This is a genomic window from Soonwooa purpurea (assembly GCF_053891095.1).
In genome coordinates, this window is sequence record NZ_JBSSMA010000043.1 from 1 (window position 1) to 2,862 (window position 2,862).

4 protein-coding genes are annotated in these 2,862 nt (G+C 28.5%); all 4 read right to left on the reverse strand.

From position 1 onward, the window contains the following. Nucleotides 1-298, reverse strand: a 298-nt coding sequence (locus ACVFVN_RS14555; protein ID WP_456235844.1) for a hypothetical protein, incomplete at its 3' end; no start/stop codon positions are given. After that, a complete protein-coding gene (locus ACVFVN_RS14560; RefSeq protein WP_456235845.1) occupies nt 289-939 on the reverse strand; it encodes a DUF4253 domain-containing protein in 651 nt (216 codons plus the stop codon). The genes ACVFVN_RS14560 and ACVFVN_RS14555, both read right to left, overlap by 10 nt. A 226-nt stretch (nt 940-1,165) precedes the next feature. Next, the gene (locus ACVFVN_RS14565) at nt 1,166-1,780 is read right to left on the reverse strand and encodes a hypothetical protein (protein ID WP_456235846.1); all 615 of its coding nucleotides are present in this window, start codon (nt 1,778-1,780) and stop codon (nt 1,166-1,168) included. 229 nt (nt 1,781-2,009) lie between these two features. Then, complete coding sequence (locus ACVFVN_RS14570; protein ID WP_456235847.1) at nt 2,010-2,711, reverse strand: hypothetical protein; 702 nt, start codon at nt 2,709-2,711, stop codon at nt 2,010-2,012. Between the last annotated feature and the right edge of the window lie 151 nt (nt 2,712-2,862).

Below are 2,862 nucleotides of genomic sequence, written 5' to 3' on the forward strand. Positions count from 1 at the left end.
TAATTTTATCAGAGAGATAATTATCACAAATTTTCACTAAATCTTCTGTGTTAACTTTCATTGCGTGGTTTTGGGAGAATTGCACATAACGGAAAAAGTATTGGCGAAGTGCGGGCTTTCGAAGAACGAAAAATTCAAGAAAGACCAAACGTAGCGAATGCTTTTTCAATACTACTAACTTACAAAAAATTGCAGAATTGAAAAGCATGAGCGTATTATTTTTTCTGCTTTTCAATTTTGCACTTCCTCCCGCATTTTGCCAATACAATGTTACCTGCAGTGCTTTTTTTAGTCCCACCAAAGATATATTCCGTTAATTTTTTGCATTTCCTCAGTTAATTTTTCTAAATCACCTGTTCCTTGATCGACAACATCTGGACAAAATTCATAAATTTCTTTTGAGAACTCGTTAAAATTGGGTGTTTTAGCAGTAAATTTCACTTGCAACCAATCCATTCCACATCCTAAAAGAATGAAATCATGTTTGTTTTTCCATTCAGTTAGTTTTGAAATTATTTTTTGATTGTCAATATCGTGATTTACTCCATTAGTTTGTCTCCATTCTAAAATTTGGAAATCTGTTTTATTCTTAACTATTGTTAGAAATTTTTGCGAGTTATCATCTTCAAACAAAAATAAATTATATCCTTTTTGTTTATATTTTTCTTTGTTTGAAGAAATAAAGTTGAACGCTTTATTTTCGTCTTCTATTTTCGTGGAAAGTCCATTGTCTTTTTCATTTAAAACTTCTCCATATTCATTTATTTTTGGAATTTGCACAATAGTATTTTTTGCTTCATTCTTAATTTCTTCGGCAAATTGTTTTTCATAGCCAATTGAATTTATCAGATTTATTTCTGAATTATTTAATTTGGTTTGACCACAACCAAAAAGTGAATTTAAAAATCCCATAATTATCAAAAGTTTCGAAAATTTCATTGTTAAACGGTTTTTGTAGCATTGCAGGTAACGGAAAAAGTATTGGCGAAGTGCGGGCTAAAAATGAACGAATGTTCAATTTTCGACCAAACGGAGCCGATGCTTTTTCTATTGCACTAAATTAAGAAAAAAAGTGGAATTGAAAAGCAGCGGCGGATAAATTTTTCAAATCTTTCAACTTTGTACTTCACCCCGCATTTCGCCAATACAATGTTAGCTGTAGTTTTTATTTTTTCACTTTATTTAATTCTTCAATATTCATTTTTCTCATAAAATACAAGTTCATACCATTACTTTCCATATAATTTATCGTATTAAACATTGTCGAACCCTTTAATGTGTCATTTCTAAAAGCAAAACTTATGGTTAAAGGATAAGAATTGTATGTGTGAATAATAGAATCTTTATATTTTGTCAAAATTTTAATTATTTCATTATTATTTATGAGCTTTGCGTGATTTATTTTTTCAATATTTCTTTTAATAAGCAAAATTGAATCATTACTAATGGATTTTTTATCCGTATTCTCCCATCCACACCAATTTTTCAAAAATGGCGATAAATCATTAATGATGTAATATGATTCTTTTTGGTCTACTATTAAAAAATGGATTGCTCCCATTGAATAATTTGGATTGAAATATTTATCCTCATCAAACTTTAGTATTTGTATTGAATCAGTTTTAGAATATACATTTTCAAGACTATCAAAATGCTTTTCGTAGCTCGAAAGTATAAAAATATTTTCTTTTAGATAATTTTGCGATTTACTATTTTCTTCGCTTTTTTTACTGCAATTCATTAACAAGAGAATAATCGAAAAATAAAATAGTTGCTTCATTTATTCGTGGTTTTTTATAAAATTACAGCTAACGAAAAAGTATTGGCGAAGTGCGGGCTTTCGAAGAACTAAAAGTTCAAGAACGACCAAACGTAGCGAATGCTTTTTCAAGTACACTAAAATAAGAAAAAAAAGTGGAATTGAAAAGCATGAGCGGATTATTTTTTCTGCTTTTCAATTCTTCCCTAAATCCCGCATTTTGCCAATACAATGTTAGCGGAAGTGTTTATTATTCTTTAATTTTTAATAAAGTATATCCTAAATTTTTGTCGAACTTATAAAATAGTTCATAAGTTACGACAGAAACAATTCCATAATCTTTCACTCCTTCTTGACTTTCATTTCTTCCCCAACCATCTGTATTTAGAAAAAATGATTTAAAATTTTTCGTTGCTTTAAAAATTGCAGGTTGTGACATAAAATCCTTTTTAGCAATTTTTAATGTAGAACCTAAATCATAATTTATTGTCTCAAATCCATTAATCGGAAGTGTTTTTAATTTACCATTTAGTTTATAGTTGCGTTTCTTTTTTTCCTTCAAATTATCGCTTCCGAAAATATAAATTTTATTTTCTTCTTCGTTTTTTCTATTTTGAATTAAATTTTGCTCATCAGACGAATAAATATCCAAATAGATCTTTAGTAAATCTCCATTTTCTTCTTTCTTAATATATTTGAAAGAGTTTGCACCCAAATTTTGTGATTGAAATTTTGCGATTTCAAAAATGTTTGAAAAAGAAGATTCATCTCCTTCGCAACTTATTGTTGCTACAAATTTCAAGTTTTCTGTTGGTGTTTTATCATTAATGAATTCAAATATTTGGTAGTCTTTATTTTGGGGTATTGAATCCTTTAAAGTAATTATTTTAAATTCTTGAGCTTTAAAAAAAGATGAAAATAAAATTAGCAATATTATAAAATTTGCTTTCATACGTGAGTTTGTTTAACATTTCCGCTAACGGAAAAAGTATTGGCGAAGTGCGGGCTTTCGGAGAACTGAAAGTTCAAGAAAGAACAAACGTAGCGAATGCTTTTTCAATACTGCTAACTTACAAAAATTTGCAGAATTGAAAAGCATGAGC